A 17,491-nucleotide genomic window follows, 5' to 3' on the forward strand; every position below is an offset into this window, starting at 1 on the left:
CACAGGGGAGGACTCGACATCCGGGTGCGTGGATGAGAAAGTTCGGTATGCCGAACTTCTCGATCCGCAGACCCGTCGACGTCGTGGTGCGCCGTCCAGGCCGTAGACCGGTGGTCGTCGTGGCCGCCACGACGCTCGCCCTGCTCGTCTCCGCCTGCACGCCGACGGCGTCGGTGCGGGACGAGGCCGGTGACAGGCTGCTCGTCCTGACGACCTTCACGGTGATCGCCGACATCGCCCGCGAGGTCGGGGGCGACCACGTCCACGTCGAGTCGGTCACCGCGGTCGGGGCAGAGATCCACGGCTACGAACCGACCCCCTCGGACCTGAGGAGGGCCTCGGACGCGGACCTCGTCCTCGCGAACGGCCTCGGCCTCGAGGCGTGGTTCGACAGGTTCGTCGCCGGCCTCGACGTCCCGACTGTCACGCTGTCGGACGGCATCGAGGCGCTTCCGGTCGTCGAGTCCGTCGGCGTCGAGGGCGAGGCACCGCCCAGCGACGACCTGGGCGCTCCGAACCCGCACGCGTGGATGTCCCCGGCTGTCGGTGCCCACTACGCGCACGCCGCAGCCGAGGCCTTCGCCGCGCAGGACCCTGAGCACGCGGAGGCCTACAGGGCGAACGCCGAGCGCTACGCCGGCGAGCTGCTCGCCGTGGGGGAGACGCTCACCGCGGCGCTCGCCGAGATCCCCGCCGAGTCCCGGGTGCTCGTCACCTGCGAGGGTGCCTTCTCCTACCTGGCCCGGGACGCGGGACTCGACGAGGTGTACCTGTGGCCCGTGAACTCCGAGGGACAGTCGAGCCCGCGCCGCATGGAGGCCGCGATCTCCACGGTCCGGGACCGTCAGGTGCCGGCGGTGTTCTGCGAGTCGACGGTCTCCTCGGACTCCCAGGAGCAGGTGGCCCGCGAGTCCGGCTCGACCTTCGCAGGGGTGCTGTACGTCGACTCGCTCTCCGAGCCCGACGGGCCCGTCCCTACCTACAAGGACCTGCTCACCCACGACGTCGAGGTCATCATCGCGGGGCTGACCGGCGCGACCGGTGCTGAGCCCGTGAACAGCAGCGCGGCGCAGCCCGCGACCGCCGGAGCGGGACGATGAGCCGCGCGGACCGCGCGGCGGTCACCTGGTCGACCGCCGCCGACGCTGTGACTGTCGACGACCTCAGCTACACCTATCCCTCGTCCTCTGGCCGGGGCAGGGCTGCCCGACCCGCCCTCGACAGGGCCTCGCTCACCGTCCGCACGGGGTCGATCACCGGGCTGGTCGGGGTCAACGGCGCCGGCAAGTCCACGCTGTTCAAGGCGCTCATGGGGATGATCGAGCCCGACACCGGGCACCTGAGCATCCTCGGCCAGGCGCCCCAGGCCGCGCGGCGTGCCGGTCTCGTGGGCTACGTGCCGCAGGCCGAGGCCATCGACGACACCTTCCCGCTGACGGTCCGCGACGTCGTCTCGACAGGTCGCTACGGACGGCTCGGGACCACCCGTCGCCTCGGGCGCGGGGACAGGCTCGCCGTCGACGCCGCGCTCGAGCAGGTCAGGCTCGCCGACCTCGCCGACCGCCAGATCGGACGGCTCTCCGGTGGGCAGCGGCGACGGGTGTTCGTCGCCCGGAGCCTGTGCCAGGAGGCCCAGGTGCTGCTGCTCGACGAGCCCTTCGCAGGGGTCGATCGCGGCTCCGAGGCCCTCGTGGTCGCGGTCCTGCGTGACCTCGTCGCCCGGGGCGGCGCCGTGCTGCTCTCGACCCACGACCTCGTCGCGCTCCCGTCCCTCGCCGACCACGTCGTCCTCGTCCACCACTCGGTCCTGGCCTCCGGCACGCCAGACGCCGTGCTGACCCCTGAGAACCTGGCCCGCGCCTTCGGCGGAGAGGACCTGCGATGACAGCGCTCACCTGGTTGACCGACCCCTTCACCTACGAGTTCATGCAGCGGTCGCTGCTGGTCACCGTCGTCGCCAGCATCGTCTGCGCGCTGCTCAGCTGCTGGCTCGTCCTCATCGGCTGGTCCCTGCTCGGTGACGCCGTCTCGCACGCCGTGCTTCCGGGCGTGGTGCTCTCGTACATCGTCGGCATCCCCTTCGCGGCAGGTGCGCTCGTCTTCGGCTTCGGTGCCGTCGCGCTCATCGGGGCTGTGCGCGACACGACGCGGCTCAAAGAAGATGCTGTGATCGGCGTCGTCTTCACGACCCTCTTCGCGATCGGGCTCGTGCTGGTCTCGGTCACCCCGAGCCACATCGACCTGTCGCACATCCTCTTCGGCAACCTGCTCGGTGTGACCGACGCGGACATCTGGCAGGTGGTCGTCCTCGGTGCGCTCACCACGGCGGTCCTCGTCGTCAAGCGCCGAGACCTCACGCTGCTCGCCTTCGACCCCGTCCACGCGCACGCTATCGGGCTCTCGCCGCGCAGGCTGCGTGCTCTGCTGCTCGCGGCGCTGGCGATCACCGTCGTCGTCGCGCTCCAGGCCGTCGGGGTGATCCTCGTGGTCGCGATGGTCATCACCCCCGGTGCGACGGCCTTCCTCCTCACCGACCGCATCTCGCGCATGCTGGTGATCGCCCCGGCCGTGGCGGCACTCTGCGCCGTGGCCGGGATGTACGCGAGCTACTACCTCGACGCGTCGAGCGCCGGGATGATCGTGCTCATGCAGGGGATCGCCTTCGGGGTGGCCTACGCGGCGACCTGGCGGAGCCGTCGCGTGCGCGCCTGAGCGCGGCAACCAGCCGCGCACCCGTGCCGGACATCACGCTGGAGGCCGGTCAGGGTGACCTACGCTTGACCGGTGACAGATGAACTCGAGCTGACCGCTGTGGCCCAGGACTATCTCAAGGTGGTCTGGGGAGCCCAGGAGTGGTCGGACGAGCCCGTCACCACCAAGCTTCTCGCCGAGCGGATCGGCGTCGGCGCGTCGACAGTCTCGGAGACCGTGCGCCGCCTGACGGCCCAGGGCCTGCTGGAGCACCCGCGCTACGGGTCGGTCGAGCTGACCGAGCTCGGCCGCAGGCACGCCGTGCAGATCGTCCGCCGGCACAGGCTCATCGAGACCTTCCTCGTGTCTGAGCTCGGCTACACCTGGGACGAGGTGCACGACGAGGCCGAGGTCCTCGAGCACGCCGTCTCCGACCTCATGGTCGACAGGATCGACCAGCGTCTCGGTCACCCGACCCGGGACCCTCACGGCGACCCGATCCCGGCGCCTGACGGCACGGTCCCGACGCCCCCGGCTGTCACGCTCGCGGCGCTCCAGGCCGGCACGCAGGCCGTGGTCGCCCGCATCTCCGACGCGGACGCCGAGGTGCTGCGGTACTTCGCGGAGATCGGCTTCGGTCTCGACGTGCAGCTCACCGTCGTCGAGCGTCGCGACTTCGCGGGTGTGCTCTGCATCGAGTGGGCCCCGAGCGACGCTCCCGAGAGCACGACGACGGTCGACCTCGGCCTGCGTGCCGCTGACGCCGTGTGGGTCGTGACGCGGTGACGACCCCCGACCCCTCGGTGTCGCTGGCCAAGGACGCTCCGACGGCAGCAGACCCGCAGACGACCAGCAGCCCGGCTCGCGGCAGCCGCCCCGGCCTCGCGCTCCTCGCCCTCGCCCTCGGTGGCTTCACCATCGGCACGACCGAGTTCGCGACGATGGGGCTGCTGACCAACATCGCCGACGACCTCCAGGCGTCCATCCCGGCCGCCGGGCACACGATCACGGCCTACGCGCTCGGTGTCGTCCTCGGTGCGCCCCTCATCACCGTGCTGGCCGCCAAGGTCGAGCGCAAGACCCTCGTCGTCTGGCTGATGATCGCCTACGCGATCGGCAACCTCGTCTCGGCTGCGGCCCCGAACCTCGAGCTGCTGCTCCTCGGACGATTTGTCACCGGGCTGCCGCACGGCGTGTTCTTCGGGACCGGCGCGATCGTCGGCACGGCCGTCGTGGGCCGCGCGCGTCGCGGGCACGCCGTCGCGATGATGATGGCCGGTCTGACGGTCGCGAACATCGTCGGGGTGCCGCTGTCCTCGTGGGTGGGGGACCACCTGGGATGGCGGGTCGCCTTCGTCATCATCGGAGGCCTCGGGCTGGTGACCGTCGTCGGGCTGCTCGCGCTGCTGCCGCGGACCCCGGCCGCCGCCGGCGCGACCCCCCGCACCGAGCTCGGCGCGCTGCGCAACGGACCGCTGTGGGTGGCCTTCGCGGGCTGCGCGATCGGCTTCGGCGGCATGTTCGCCGTCTACTCCTACGTCAAGCCGACCCTCATCGACGTCACCGGTCTGTCGGTCGGCGCAGTCCCGGGCATCCTCGCGCTCTTCGGGATCGGCATGACGCTCGGGGTGCTCATCGGCGGCAGGCTGGTCGACAGGGACGTCATGCGGACCGTCTACCTCGGCTACGTGAGCACGGCCCTCGCGCTCGTGGCCTTCGGTCTGGTCGGCGCCTCGCCGGTGCCCGCGGTCGTCGCGCTCTTCGCGATCGGGGTGACGTCGCAGATCCTCGGGATCGCGCTCCAGGCCCGGCTCATGGATCTCTCGCCGGCTGCCCCGTCGCTCGGCGCAGCGCTGTGCCACTCCTCGCTCAACGCGGCCAACGCGAACGGCGCCTTCCTCGGTGGGCTGGTCATCGCCGCAGGCTGGGGCTACCTCTCGCTCGCCTGGGCAGGGGCCGCGCTGACGATCGTCGGGCTCGCGGTCATCGTGCTCTTCGGGCGGCAGAAGATCACCCGGGTCCCGGCCGAGCTCCTCGCGCACTGAGACGTGCGCACCGGCAGCGTGCTGCGGTGCGCCGCCGTGCGCGACAGATCGCGTCGTGGCAGTCTCAGGAAACCCCCAGCGTCGCTGGCTACGGTGAACCGCCCCGTCCGACCGCTGACCTAGGAGACCGTGTGGCTACCAGGAACGAGCACACCGCTCCCGGCTCGTCCGGACGGTCCGGCGCTGCTGGACGCGCGGCCGGCGCGGACGCCGACGTCGTCGACCCCGACGCCGACCTCACCGACGACGAGCTGCTCGCCGCCGAGATGGCCCTCCCGCAGACCCGGAGCCGGACCCTCGGCGACCGCCGCTACGGCTGGGTGCTGCTGGTCTTCGGCCTGATCGGCTTCGCGGCGTCGCTCGCGCTGTCGATCGAGAAGGTGCTCAAGCTCCAGGACCCGGACCACGTCGCGAGCTGCAGCTTCAACCTCTTCCTCGACTGCTCGGCTGCGATGGGCTCGTGGCAGGGCAGCCTGCTCGGCTTCCCCAACCCGTTCATCGGTGTCGCCGCCTTCCCCGTCGTCGTGACCTCGGGCGTCGTGCTGCTGGCCGGGGCGCGGCTGCCGGCCTGGTACTGGCGCTCGCTGCTCGGGGGGACCGTCGCGGCCCTCGGGCTCGTCGTCTTCCTCGTCTACACGTCGGTCGCCGAGCTCGGCAAGCTCTGCCCCTACTGCATGGTCGTGTGGTTCGCGGTGATCCCGCTGTTCTGGTACTCGCTCGTCTACTCGGTCCAGGAGCGCATGGTCCCGGCGTCGGAAAAGATCCGCAGCGTGATCGTCCGCAACCGCTTCGTGCTGCTCGTCGCGCTGTACCTGGTCGTCACGGCGTGGGTCGTCATCGCGCTGGCCCCGGCGATCGCGGACCACCTGCGCTACTCCTGACCGCGGAGGACTCCGGACCGTCCACGCGCTGCCGGGCGGACGGAGCCCGCTCCCCGACGGACGCGGGTCCGAGGCGTCGGAGCCTGGCGGTAAAGTTGTCCGGGTGACCACGCAGGATGCCACCCACGCCCAGACTCCCTCCTCGACAGGACCGGGAGAGCCCTCGCAGCGCTACACCGCTGCCCTCGCGGGCGAGATCGAGCTCCGGTGGCAGGAGCGCTGGGCCGAGCGCGGGACCTTCCACGCCGCCAACCCCACAGGTCCGCTGACCGACGGCAAGGGCCGCAACGCCGACCCGTCGAGCCCCAGCTTCTTCGTCATGGACATGTTCCCGTACCCCTCGGGCGCAGGCCTGCACGTCGGCCACCCGCTCGGCTACATCGCGACCGATGTCGTCGGCCGCTTCCGGCGCATGTCCGGTGACAACGTGCTGCACGCTCTCGGTTACGACGCCTTCGGCCTGCCGGCCGAGCAGTTCGCGGTCCAGACGGGTCAGCACCCGCGCATCACGACCGAGGCGAACATCGCCAACATGAGCCGGCAGCTCCGCCGTCTGGGTCTCGCCCACGACGACCGCCGCTCCTTCGCGACGACCGACTCAGAGTTCGTGCGCTGGACGCAGTGGATCTTCCTCAAGATGTTCAACTCCTGGTACGACGTCGACGCCGTGCGTCCCGACGGTGGGACCGGTCGCGCGCGCCCGATCAGCGAGCTCGAGGCTGAGTACGCCGCCGGGACGCGGTCGGTCGCCGACGGCCGCGCGTGGGCCGAGCTCACGAGCGCCGAGCAGCGCGAGGTCATCAACGACCAGCGTCTTGCCTACGTCTCGAACGCCCCGGTCAACTGGTGCCCCGGCCTGGGCACCGTGCTCGCGAACGAAGAGGTCACCTCCGACGGCCGCTCCGAGCGCGGCAACTTCCCGGTGTTCCAGCGCAACCTGCGCCAGTGGAACATGCGCATCACCGCCTACGCCGACCGCCTGGTCGACGACCTCGAGGACATCGACTGGCCCGACAAGGTCAAGGCGATGCAGCGCAACTGGATCGGCCGCTCCGAGGGTGCGCACGTGGTCTTCGACGTGGTCGGCGGGCGCGAGCCTGTCACCGTGTTCACCACGCGTCCGGACACGCTCTTCGGTGCCACCTTCATGGTGGTCTCGCCCGAGCACCCGCTGCTCGACGAGGTCCCGGCCGAGTGGCCTGATGGCACGTCGGACGCCTGGACCGGCGAGCACGCGAACCCTGCGGACGCCGTCGCTGCGTACCGCGCGATGGCCGCCGCCAAGACGGCCGTCGAGCGTCAGGCCGACGCCGGCAAGAAGACCGGTGTGTTCACGGGTCACCTCGCCACCAACCCTGCGAACGGCCAGCTGCTGCCCGTCTTCACGGCGGACTACGTCCTCATGGGCTACGGCACCGGCGCGATCATGGCCGTGCCCGGCGGCGACGAGCGCGACTTCGCCTTCGCGGAAGCCTTCGGCCTGCCCGTCGTCTACACGGTCGCGACGCCCGAGGGCTTCGAGGGTGGTGCTTGGACGGGTGACGGCGCGATCGTCGGCTCCGCGAACGACGAGGTCTCCCTCGACGGGCTCTCGGTCGCCGACGCGAAGAGCCGCATGATCGAGTGGCTGGAGTCCAAGGGCTACGGCTCGGGCACCATCACCTACCGCCTGCGCGACTGGCTCTTCAGCCGCCAGCGCTACTGGGGCGAGCCCTTCCCGATCGTCTACGGCGACGACGACCAGCCCATCGCCCTGACCGAGGCGATGCTGCCGGTCGACCTGCCGGACGTCCCGGACTACTCGCCGCGCACCTACGCGCCCGACGACGCCGACTCCTCGCCCGAGCCGCCGCTGGGCCGCAACGACGACTGGGTGACCGTCACCCTCGACCTGGGCGACGGTCCGCGCGAGTACCGCCGCGAGACCAACACCATGCCCAACTGGGCCGGGTCGTGCTGGTACTACCTGCGCTACCTCGACCCGCAGAACGACGGTCCGTCGGCGACTGTGCCCGTCGACCCGAGCCTGGACTCCTACTGGATGGGCCCGAACCACAACGCAACAGCCGGTGCTGCCGGGGGCGTGGACCTCTACGTCGGTGGCGTCGAGCACGCCGTGCTGCACCTGCTGTACGCGCGCTTCTGGCACAAGGTGCTCTTCGACCTCGGCTACGTGTCGAGCGTCGAGCCCTTCCACAAGCTCTTCAACCAGGGCTACGTCCAGGCCTACGCCTTCGTCGACGCCCGCGGCGCCTACGTCCCGGCCGACGAGGTCGAGGAGATCACGGCGGGCGACGGTTCGAGCATGTACGTCTGGAACGGTGAGTCCGTCACCCGTGAGTACGGGAAGATGGGCAAGTCGCTCAAGAACGTCGTCACGCCCGACGACATGTACGAGGCCTACGGGGCGGACACCTTCCGGGTCTACGAGATGTCGATGGGCCCGCTCGACGTGTCCCGCCCGTGGGACACGCGCGCCGTCGTCGGCTCGCAGAGGTTCTTGCAGCGACTGTGGCGCAACGTCGTCTCGGAGGAGACCGGCGAGCTCACCGTCACCGACGAGCCCGCCTCGGACGAGACGCTGCGCCACGTGCACCGTGCCATCGCCGACGTGCGCGTCGAGATGGAGAACATGCGCACCAACACGGCGATCGCGAAGCTCATCACGCTCAACAACCACCTGACCACGCTCGAGGCCGTGCCGCGCGAGGCTGCCGAGGCGATCGTGCTGATGACCGCACCGGTCGCCCCGCACATCGCGGAAGAGCTGTGGGAGCGCCTCGGCCACGACGAGTCGCTCACCTACGAGCCCTTCCCTGTCGCGGACGAGCAGTACCTCGTCCAGGACTCGGTGACCTGCGTGTTCCAGGTGCAGGGGAAGGTGCGCGGCCGCGCCGACGTGCCGCCGGCGATCTCCGAGGCGGACCTCGAGGCTCTCGCCCTCGCCGACCCCGGGGTGCAGCGTGCGCTCGACGGCCGTGCGGTCATGAAGGTCATCACGCGCGCGCCCAAGCTGGTCAACATCGTCCCGGCGAAGTAGCGGCTCGAGCAGACGTGGCGGGAGACCGCACCGACGCGGCCGTGCCGGCAGCAGCCGGCACGGCCCTGAGCCGTGTCCTGGTCGTGACGGACTCGACGGCCTCGCTGCCTGCCGGCCTCGCGGCCGAGCACGGGGTCGGGGTGGTCCCGCTCCAGGTGGGGATCGACGGTGAGACCTTCCACGAGGGTATCGATCTCGACTCGGCTGCCCTGGTCGCGGCGCTCGACCGGCATGCCGTCGTCACGACGTCGCAGCCCTCGGTGGGTGCCTTCCTCGAGGTCTACAGGGCGGCCGCGGCTGCCGGAGCCGAGCGGATCGTCTCGGTCCACCTCTCGGGTGAGCTCTCAGGGACCGTCCGGGCAGCCGCCCTCGCCGCGTCCGACAGCCCTGTCCCTGTCGAGGTGGTCGACTCGCGGAGCGTCGCGACAGGCCTGGGCTTCGCGGCCCTCGCCGCAGCCCGGTCCGCTGCGGCCGGCGCGCCCACCGACGAGGTGGTGCGCGTCGCCGAGCGGGTGGCTGAGTCGACCCGTGCGCTGTTCGTGGTCGACTCCCTCGACCACCTGCGACGGGGCGGACGCCTGAGTGCTGCTGCCGCGGCGATCGGCACCGCCCTCGGGCTGCGGCCCGTGCTCGGCGTGCGCGACGGGCGGATCGAGGTGGTCCAGAAGGTCCGGTCCCGAGGCGCCGGTGCCGACAGGCTGGTCGCTGCGGCCGAGGCGGCCCTGGCGGCGAGCCCGCACGTGCGCTTCGCCGTGCACCACCTGGGCGACGACGCTGCGGCGAGGGCGTGCGCGCGGCGGGTCGAGGACGTGACGGGTCGGTCGGTCCTCGTGTCGCCGGTGAGCGCTGTCCTCGGTGCGCACGTCGGACCGGGATTGCTCGCGCTCGTGTCGGTCGACGACCCGGGAGCTGTCGACGTCTGAGGAGCAGCAGGCCGAGGGCCCGGACACTGAGGCCTCGACAGATTGGCTCTGTGTCCACAGCCCTCCGGTAGCCGGGAGCTTCCACAGACGGCGCGACGGCGAGTGCCGAGGCGCGCGCCCGGATCTAGCGTCTGGCGGGTGAAAGCACCTCGATCCCTTGACGAACCAGACGAGCACGGGCTCCCCGGTGGACTTCCGACCAGGTCCCGAGGTCGCCTGCGGGAGGACGGCGGGGACTGGCGCGAGCGGGAGCACGTCCAAGGGCACGAGGGGCCAGGCGGCTTGGCTGACGACTGGGCTGACGACTTGTCGGCGGCGTCCGACGCCAGAGACCTGCCCGAGGCCCCGGGCAGCGCGCTCGTCCGGTCGGTCGCTGCCGCCTACACCGCAGCCCACGGACACCCGGCCGAGCACGACACGCTCGTGGACCGCGAGACAGGACGCCGACGTTGGGCGCTCGGGCTGCGAGCGGCCCTCGCTGCTGCCGTGGCGCTGCTCGTCGTCGGGGGTGTCGTGGTGGTGCGTGACCTGAGGACCATGTCGGTCGAGCCTGTCGCCGTCAGCGAGGGTGACGGCGCGGCTGCTGAGGTGGGTGGTGCTCAGGCTCAGACGACCGGAGACGATCAGGACGGTGGAGAGAACCAGGGCGATGCCAAGCAGACGCCCTCCGGCGAGAAGGGAGATGGGTCGTCTGCTGCCGGCGACGGCGTCTCGTCTGATGCGGGGGCGAGCGGCGAGACGGTGCTGGTCCACGTCGTCGGGCAGGTCAACGCGCCCGGCGTCGTCGAGATCCCGGCCGGCTCGCGGGTGGTCGACGCCATCGCCGCGGCAGGCGGCACGACCGCGGAGGCCGACACCGCAGCGGTGAATCTCGCCCGGCAGGCCGTCGACGGCGAGCAGGTCTACGTGCCTGCACCCGGGGAGGCCGTCCAGGTGCCCGGGGCCGGACCAGCTCCGGCGGGTGGTCCGGGCGGAGGTGACACGAGCGGGGCTCCAGGTGGAGCGCTGGTGAACCTCAACAGCGCGGGTTCGGAGGAGCTCCAGGCTCTCCCGGGCGTCGGTCCGGCGCTCGCGCAGCGCATCCTCGACTGGCGAGAGTCGAACGGTACCTTCGGCTCGATCGACCAGCTCCAGGATGTCTCGGGGATCGGCCCTGTCGTCTTCGAGGGCCTCCGCGCCCTGGTCACGGTATGAGCGGCGTCCCGCGGGATCTCCGGCTGGTCCCGGCGACGCTCGCTGGCTCGTCGGTGACCTGGTGGTCTGTCGCCTCCGAGGTCCGGCCTGTCGTCGTGGGAGCAGCGGGTGCGGGTGTCACCGTCCTCCTGCTCGTCGCGGTCCGTGCCGTGCTGCTCCGGCGGTGGTCCGCCACGCCGCCGGTGGTGCGTGCCAGTCTCGGTCAGCTCGTGCTCGTCGGTGCTGTCGTGATGGTGCTGAGTCTTGTGGTCGCAGCACAGCTGAAGGCCGGGAGCACGGGTCTCCTGCCCGGTCTTGTCGGTGCCGGAGCGAGCGGGACGGTCCGCGGGTCGGTCGTGTCGGAGCCGCGGACCACATCCGCGGGCTTCGGTGGCGAACCGCGGGTCGTGCGGACGATCGCCCTGACGACGGTGACCGGCTGGTCCGGCGACGTGCTGTCGACCGGCCCTGCTCACGGGGACGTGGTCGTGCTCGGAGGCACGGCCCTGGCTGACGTCGACTACGGCGCGACCGTGGAGGTCGACGGGAGGCTGCTCGAGGTCGACCCGGGGAGCGCGACGACCGCGATGCTGGCGCTGCGGGAGTCGACACCCTCGTCTCCCGCGCTGCGGGTCCTCGAGCCACCAGGTCCGCTCCTGCGGGCGGTGGGCACGGTGCGGTCCTCCTTCGTCGACGTCTCGTCCACGTTGCCCGAGCAGGCGCGCGGCCTCGTGCCGGGTGTCGCCGTGGGGGACACGTCGATGCTCTCGCCGCGCCTGGACGCCGCGATGAAGACGACCTCGCTCACCCACGTCACGGCCGTCTCGGGCTCGCACTTCGCGATCATCTTCGCGACGGTCTCCGGGCTGTGCACGCTCGTCCGGCTGCCTCGGCGCGTGAGGGTCGTGGTCGCAGGGCTTGCGATGGCCGGGTTCGTGATGCTCGTGCACCCGGAGCCGAGCGTGGTCCGGGCTGGCGCGATGTCTGCTGTCGCCCTGGTCGCCGTGCTGCTCGGGCGTCCTGGTCAGGCGCTCTCGGCGCTGTGCGCGGCGGTCCTCGTGCTGCTCGCGGTAGACCCGTTCCTCGTGCGCTCCTACGGCTTCGTGCTCTCCGCACTGGGGACCGCGGGGCTGGTCGTCGGGACCCGGCCGATCGCCACCTGGCTCGGACGCGCCCTGCCGCGGTGGATGGCGCTGGCTGTCGCGGTCCCGCTCGCCGCCCAGCTCGCCTGCGCGCCGGTGATCGTCCTGCTCGACCCTGTCGTGGCGACCTACGCTGTCCCGGCCAACGTGCTGGCCGCCCCGGCGCTCGTCCCGGCCACGGTCCTCGGTGTCGTCGGAGCGCTCCTCGCGCCGTGGTGGCCGGGTACGGCAGGGTTGTTCGCGCAGGTCGCAGGCTGGGCCACCTGGTGGATCGCCGAGGTCGCAGAACGCCTCGCAGGAGCACCCCTCGCGAGCATCCCGTGGGCGGCCGGGGCGCCGGGGGCGGTCTTGCTCGCGGTCGTATCAGCAGCAGCGGTCGTCCTCGTCTGGCGGTGGAGCAGCATCGTGTGGACGGCACGGACCGGGATGTTCGTCGCCGGGATCGGGGCACCGCCGAGCGCACCGCGCTCGGGCCGGGCCACGACGGTCTTCGCCAGGTTGGGGACCGGAGCGTCACGCGGGACCGGGGCCGTGCACGCGGCCGCACGACCGCTCGCGCGTGCTGCCGGCCTGCTGACCTGCGCCCTCGTCGGGCTCCTCGTGGTGTGGCAGACGCAGCCGCCGTGGCTGGCCGACGTGCTGCGCGGTGGGGGAGCGGCCTGGGACGCCGACTGGCAGGTCGTGGTGTGCGACGTCGGCCAGGGTGACGCCCTGGTGGTGCAGACCGGCCCAGGGCGGGCGGTCATGGTCGACGTCGGACCGCCTGGTGACGCAGCGGCTCGCTGCCTCGACGAGCTCGGAGTGACCACCCTCGACCTCCTGGTACTCACGCACTTCCACGACGACCACGTCGGCGGGCTCCCCGAGGTCCTCGACGGGCGCGTGGTCGAGGAGGCCTACGTCAGCCCGGTCCGGGAGCCAGCGGGCCACGCCGAGGGGGTCGCACGGCTGCTCGACGCTGCGAGCATCCCGTGGCAGGTGGTGAGCGCGAACTCGGACGGGCTGGAGCTGCTGGCCGGCCCGGCACCCGACCAGGTCGCGTGGGGGGTGCTGGCCCCCGCTGCGAGCGCCGCAGAGGGTCGAGCTGCCGGGCGACCGACAGCGGGGACGGCCGAGGACGGGGCGGCGAACGACGGGAGCGTCGTCATGGTGATCCGCACCCCGGAGCTGAGCGTCGTGGCCCTCGGTGACCTCGAGGCCCGAGGCCAGGCCGCCCTCCTGCGGAGCCTGACCGACGACGGTGTGAGCCTCGGCCCTGTCGACGTCGTCAAGATGGCCCACCACGGCTCCCGCGCGCAGGACCCCGAGCTCGCCCGCCTGCTCAGCCCTGACGTCGTGCTCGTCGGCGTCGGCGCCGACAACACCTACGGGCACCCCACGCAGGACGCCCTCGACCTCTACGAGTCCCACGGCGCGACCACCCTGCGCACCGACCTGTGCAGCACCTCGGGAGTCCTCGTCCGCGGGGGACAGACCTTGGTCGCAGGCGGCTGCTCGTGACACCCTTGGACCATGGCCGCCCCCCGAAGCTCAGCACGTGGCAAGACCCCTGGACTCGCGTGGGACGAGGCGACGCTCGCACCTGTCGTCCTGGTCCACGGGGCCGAGGGGCTGCTCGTCGACAGGGCTGTCGAGAGGCTCGTCGGGCTGGCCCGTGAGCTCGACCCCGAGACCGAGAAGACGACCGTCCAGGCCGCGCTCTACCAGTCCGGCATGCTCTCGGTCCTCACCAGCCCGTCGCTCTTCGCCGAGCCGCGGATCGTCGTGGTCGAGAGCGTCGAGGCGACGACGGACGCCCTGATGACCGACGTCATCGCCTATCTCTCCGCGCCGGCCGACGACGTGTTCCTCGTCCTCGAGCACCGCGGGGGAGTGCGCGGCAAGAAGATGCTCGACGCGATCCGTGCGAGCGGCGCTCCTGTGGTCACCTGCGACCCCATCAAGAAGGATGCCGAGAAGGTGGCCTTCGCGGCTGCCGAGTTCAAGCGCGGCGGGCGCCGAGCCACAGCGGGTGCGGTCCGCGCGCTCGTCGAGGCCGTCGGCAGCGACCTGCGCGAGCTCGCGGCGTCCTGCTCGCAGCTCATGGCCGACTCCGAGAAGACCATCGACGAGACCGCCGTGTCCCGCTACTACGGCGGACGGGTCGAGGCGACGGGCTTCAGGGTCGCCGACGCTGCCATCGCCGGCGACGCCGGTCAGGCCGTCGCCCTGCTCCGCCACGCGCTCGACACCGGAGCCGACCCCGTCCCTGTCGTCGCGGCCCTCGCGATGAAGCTGCGCACCCTCGCCAAGGTGGCTGGGATGCGCGGCCGGGGCGGCAGCGCCTCTGACATGGGGCTCGCGCCGTGGCAGGTCGACCGTGCCCGCAAGGACCTCGCGAGCTGGACGCCGGAGGGCCTCGCGACAGCCATCACGGCGACGGCCCAGGCCGACGCCGAGGTCAAGGGTGCCGGCCGTGACCCGGTCTTCGCCGTCGAGCGCGCAGTCCTCACCGTCGCCCGCAGCGCGGGCCGCTGAGGGAGCGGCCCGCTCCTCGGCTCAGGCGTCCCGGAACACCGTGATCTGCGCACCCAGCGCCGTCAGGCGGTCGGCCAGGTCTTCATACCCACGCCGGATCATGTACACGTTGCGCAGCACCGAGGTGCCCTGGGCGGCGAGCATGCCGAGCAGCACCACGACGGCCGGGCGCAGCGCCGGCGGGCACATGAGCTCCGCCCCGCGCCACCGGGTCGGGCCCTCGACGAGCACGCGGTGCGGGTCGAGCAGCCGGACGTTCGCGCCGAGGTTCGTCAGCTCGGTGAGGTAGATCGCGCGGTTGTCGTAGGTCCAGTCGTGGATGAGGGTCCCACCCTCGGCCGACGCCGCGATGACGGCGAAGAACGGCAGGTTGTCGATGTTCACGCCTGGGAAGGGCATCGCGTGGATCTTGTCGATCGGCGCCTTGAGGTCGCTCACGTGCGTGGTGAGGTCGACCAGCCTGGTCCGCCCGTTGGTCGACATGTACTCCTCGGTCATGTCGTAGCGGAAGCCCATGGTCCGCAGGATCGCGAGCTCGATCTCGACGAACTCGATCGGCACCCGTCGGATCGTGATCGACGACTTCGTCACGACAGCCGCCGCCAGGAAGGTCATGGCCTCGACCGGGTCCTCCGACGGTGCGTACTCGATGTCGGTGTCGATCACGGGCACCCCGTGCACCACGAGCGTCGTGGTCCCGATGCCCTCGATCTTCACGCCGAGGTCTTCGAGGAAGAAGCAGAGGTCCTGGACCATGTAGTTCGGGCTCGCGTTGCGGATCGTCGTGGCGCCGTCGTGACGGGCCGCTGCGAGGATCGCGTTCTCGGTGACGGTGTCGCCGCGCTCGACGAGCACGATCGCACCGTCCGCCCGGCGCTCGTGGTCGACCTCGACGTGGTACTTCTCCTCGGTCGCGCGGACCTCGACGCCGAAGTGACGCAGCGCGAGCATGTGCGGCTCGACCGTCCGGGTCCCGAGGTCGCAGCCCCCGGCGTAGGGGAGCTGGAAGGCGGGGCGGTCGTGCACGAGCGGGCCGAGCAGCATGAGGATGCTGCGGGTGCGGCGCGCCGCCTCCTGGTCCATCTCGTCGAGGGCGAGGGTCACGGGTGGCTGGAGCACGAGGTCGCGGCCGTCCTCGGTCCACTCGGCGCTCACGCCGATGCTGCGCAGCACCTCGAGGATGCGGTCGACCTCGGCGATCCGTGCGACCCCGCGCAGGGTGGTCCGTCCGCGGTTGAGCAGCGAGGCGCAGAGCAGCGCGACGGCGGCGTTCTTCGACGAGCGGATGTCGACGGCGCCGTTGAGCTCACGGCCACCATGCACCCGCAGGTGCATGACGTCGTTGCGGCCCAGCGTGAGGAGCTCGGCGTCGAGGGCCTCGGAGATCCGCCGGACGGTCTCGAGCGAGAGGTTCTGGCCACCCTTCTCGATCCGGTTGACAGCGCTCTGGCTGGTCCCGATCTTCTCGGCCAGGTGCGCCTGGGTCCAACCGTGGAGCTTGCGGGCGTCGCGGATGAGGGTACCGATCCGCGCGGCATCGATCGTCGTCATGCCCGCCACCGTATCTCATAGATGAGATAAACGTGTGAAGGGATGTGGTGACCTCGGCACCCGTCCCGCCGACCCCGGGTACGACGAAGGCGCCGCCCCGACACGGGAAGCGACGCCTTGGGCGCGATCTCTGGCACCGAGGTGTCAGAGATCAGTGAGACTCACAGGCCGTGGACGGCCTTTGCAAGAGCCGACTTGCGGTTCGCGGCCTGGTTGGCGTGGATGACGCCCTTGGACACGGCCTTGTCGAGCTTCTTGGACGTGATGACCAGTGCAGCGGCAGCAGCATCCTTGTCGCCGGCGTTGATCGCGGTCCGCACACGACGAACGTGCGTGCGGAGCTCGGTCTTGACGGCGTTGTTGCGAAGGCGAGCCTTCTCGTTGGTGCCGATGCGCTTGATCTGAGACTTGATGTTAGCCACGTGAGGACTCTCTGATAATTTCGCCGGAGCGAGTGAACAGGTCGTAGAAGGCGTTTCCAGCACCGGGACTGGGGTGGGGAACCCGTGGAGAGGTACTGGAATGGTGCCCGCCGACCCGGGCGGAGCACGCAATGACCGAACCTACCAGATCGCCCCGCCCGACGACAGGTCTGGCGGCCTGCGACCGTGTGAGCCGACACTCACCGAGACCCCCGCTCGCCGGGGCCTCCGCTGAGCGAGACGCTCTCAGCGTCGAGCGGCCGTCACGACCTTCGTGAACACGGCCTCGGGCAGGATCGCACCCTCCCGGCGGACGGCCCCAGGGTCGACCCGCACGACGCGGTCGACCCGCACCTCGCTGTCCCGGCCCTGCGAGTCCCACGGACCCGAGCCCACGTCGACCCACCGGCGTCCGTACCGCGCCTCGTCGGCGGCGTCGCGGCTGTGGTCCTTGCTCGTGAGCATCAGCCCGAGCAACCAGGCACCGTCCCGCCCGACGAGCAGCACTGGCCGGTCCTTGCCGCGGGAGAAGTCTTCTTCGTAGGGGACCCAGGTCCAGACGATCTCGCCAGGGTCCGGGGCGCCGTCCAGCTGAGGCGAGTACTGCGGCCGCAGGGCGCCTGTGAAGTCGCCGGGATACGCAGCTGCTGCGGTCGACCTGGCCTCGGTCCCCCCGGCTGACGCACGTGCGCGGACGCCCCCTCGACTCCCGCCGTCGCGCGCGCCTGCGCCGCCGCCGCGCGGAGCCCCTGCCGCCGGTCGCCCTCCCGCCGTCCCGGCTCGCGTCAGGCTGCCGATCACGGCTCGCGCGAGACGGACGGCTGTCGAGGTCCAGGGAGTCTTCGCCATGACCGCAGGCTAGCCGCCGCCGCGGCGGTCGCGCTCGGTCGCGCTCGGTCGCGAGCGCCCCGACCGACGGGCCGGCTCGGACGTGAGCCGCCGCGCCCCCGGGCCTGACGGCGTCACGGGTGTCAGGCGTGTCCTGGTTGCGACCCATCCGCACCTGCGGCAGTGTGGCCCGGGTCACACAACTCAGCCTGCTCCGTGCAACGACGCCCGGGCAGCCACAGGAGGCGCGATGACCGACTCGACCCAGTCCCCGACCC

General features: G+C 71.5%; 14 protein-coding genes. 11 read left to right on the plus strand and 3 right to left on the minus strand.

Annotated features, from left to right (window positions below):
- Positions 1–32 precede the first annotated feature (32 nt).
- From HZZ10_RS15180 to holA, 11 genes are all read left to right on the plus strand, one after another.
- On the plus strand, positions 33–1,100 hold the full coding sequence (locus HZZ10_RS15180) for a metal ABC transporter solute-binding protein, Zn/Mn family (RefSeq protein ID WP_228087660.1): 1,068 nt from the start codon (positions 33–35) through the stop codon (positions 1,098–1,100).
- On the plus strand, positions 1,097–1,885 hold the full coding sequence (locus tag HZZ10_RS15185; RefSeq protein ID WP_179914136.1) for a metal ABC transporter ATP-binding protein: 789 nt from the start codon (positions 1,097–1,099) through the stop codon (positions 1,883–1,885). Before HZZ10_RS15180 ends, HZZ10_RS15185 begins: the two co-directional genes overlap by 4 nt.
- A complete protein-coding gene (locus HZZ10_RS15190) occupies positions 1,882–2,712 on the plus strand; it encodes a metal ABC transporter permease (protein ID WP_179914137.1) in 831 nt (276 codons plus the stop codon). The genes HZZ10_RS15185 and HZZ10_RS15190 overlap by 4 nt, the downstream gene beginning before the upstream one ends.
- 72 nt (positions 2,713–2,784) lie before the next feature.
- A complete protein-coding gene (locus HZZ10_RS15195) occupies positions 2,785–3,477 on the plus strand; it encodes a metal-dependent transcriptional regulator (RefSeq protein WP_179914138.1) in 693 nt (230 codons plus the stop codon).
- Positions 3,478–3,500: 23 nt separating this feature from the next.
- Positions 3,501–4,736 (plus strand): MFS transporter, encoded by a 1,236-nt coding sequence (locus HZZ10_RS15200; RefSeq protein ID WP_179914148.1) that lies wholly within the window; start codon positions 3,501–3,503, stop codon positions 4,734–4,736.
- A gap of 131 nt (positions 4,737–4,867) precedes the next feature.
- Positions 4,868–5,617: a vitamin K epoxide reductase family protein gene (locus tag HZZ10_RS15205; RefSeq protein WP_179914139.1), complete on the plus strand. Its 750-nt coding sequence runs from the start codon at positions 4,868–4,870 to the stop codon at positions 5,615–5,617.
- Between the two features lie 103 nt (positions 5,618–5,720).
- Positions 5,721–8,657 (plus strand): leucine--tRNA ligase, encoded by a 2,937-nt coding sequence (gene leuS / locus HZZ10_RS15210; protein WP_179914140.1) that lies wholly within the window; start codon positions 5,721–5,723, stop codon positions 8,655–8,657.
- 14 nt (positions 8,658–8,671) lie between these two features.
- Positions 8,672–9,580, plus strand: a complete 909-nt coding sequence (locus tag HZZ10_RS15215; RefSeq protein ID WP_308507594.1) for a DegV family protein — start codon at positions 8,672–8,674, stop codon at positions 9,578–9,580.
- 282 nt (positions 9,581–9,862) lie between these two features.
- Positions 9,863–10,774, plus strand: a complete 912-nt coding sequence (locus HZZ10_RS15220) for a ComEA family DNA-binding protein (RefSeq protein ID WP_179914141.1) — start codon at positions 9,863–9,865, stop codon at positions 10,772–10,774.
- Positions 10,771–13,395, plus strand: coding sequence for a ComEC/Rec2 family competence protein (locus HZZ10_RS15225; RefSeq protein WP_179914142.1), 2,625 nt, complete (start codon positions 10,771–10,773; stop codon positions 13,393–13,395). The genes HZZ10_RS15220 and HZZ10_RS15225 overlap by 4 nt, the downstream gene beginning before the upstream one ends.
- A 12-nt stretch (positions 13,396–13,407) precedes the next feature.
- Positions 13,408–14,412 (plus strand): DNA polymerase III subunit delta, encoded by a 1,005-nt coding sequence (holA, locus tag HZZ10_RS15230; RefSeq protein ID WP_056131564.1) that lies wholly within the window; start codon positions 13,408–13,410, stop codon positions 14,410–14,412.
- A 21-nt stretch (positions 14,413–14,433) separates the two neighbouring features.
- On the opposite strand, the gene HZZ10_RS15235 is transcribed toward holA, so the two are convergent.
- From HZZ10_RS15235 to HZZ10_RS15245, 3 genes are all read right to left on the minus strand, one after another.
- Entirely contained in the window at positions 14,434–15,963 is a 1,530-nt protein-coding gene (locus tag HZZ10_RS15235) for a UDP-N-acetylglucosamine 1-carboxyvinyltransferase (RefSeq protein WP_179914143.1), read from the minus strand.
- Between the two features lie 161 nt (positions 15,964–16,124).
- A complete protein-coding gene (rpsT, locus tag HZZ10_RS15240; RefSeq protein ID WP_056131572.1) occupies positions 16,125–16,385 on the minus strand; it encodes a 30S ribosomal protein S20 in 261 nt (86 codons plus the stop codon).
- 246 nt (positions 16,386–16,631) lie between these two features.
- Positions 16,632–17,234 carry a type II toxin-antitoxin system PemK/MazF family toxin gene (locus HZZ10_RS15245; RefSeq protein ID WP_179914144.1) on the minus strand — a complete coding sequence of 201 codons (603 nt, stop codon included), beginning with the start codon at positions 17,232–17,234 and terminating at the stop codon, positions 16,632–16,634.
- Between the last annotated feature and the right edge of the window lie 257 nt (positions 17,235–17,491).

This window comes from Sanguibacter inulinus, assembly GCF_013415325.1.
GTDB classification, from domain to species: Bacteria; Actinomycetota; Actinomycetes; order Actinomycetales; family Cellulomonadaceae; genus Sanguibacter; species Sanguibacter inulinus.